The following is a 459-nucleotide window of genomic DNA, read 5'->3' on the forward strand; positions in this document are numbered from 1 at the left end:
CCGCGGGAAAGAACATCGAACTCACCCTGCGGCTCCGCGGTGTGAAGCGCGCGGAGCGACGTGCGGAGGCCGAGCGGCTGCTCGAACTCTTACGCCTCGGCGGGGCGCACCGCAAGCGGGTGCACGAGCTGTCCGGGGGGATGCGCCAGCGGGTCGCGCTCGCCCGCGCACTCGCCCAGGACTCCGACGTCCTGCTGATGGACGAGCCGTTCGCCGCGCTCGACGCCATCACCCGCGACGTGCTGCACGACGAGCTCACCCGGGTCTGGCAGGAGACGGGGGTCTGCGTCCTGTTCGTCACGCACAACGTGCGCGAGGCGGTGCGGCTCGCCCAGCGCGTGGTCCTCCTGTCGTCGCGGCCCGGCCGCATCGCCCAGGAGTGGACGATCGGCATACCCCAGCCGCGCCGCATCGAGGACCAGGCGGTCGCCGAGCTGTCCGTCGAGATCACCGAGAGCC

At 72.3% G+C, this 459-nt stretch carries 1 protein-coding gene; it reads left to right on the top strand.

Translation table 11 applies throughout. The annotated features are described in order from the left end of the window. A partial coding sequence (locus EHS43_RS45850) for an ATP-binding cassette domain-containing protein (RefSeq protein WP_148104400.1) occupies positions 1-459 on the top strand: 459 nt, incomplete at both ends.

Source organism: Streptomyces sp. RP5T (genome assembly GCF_003933965.1).
Lineage (GTDB): Bacteria > Actinomycetota > Actinomycetes > Streptomycetales > Streptomycetaceae > Streptomyces.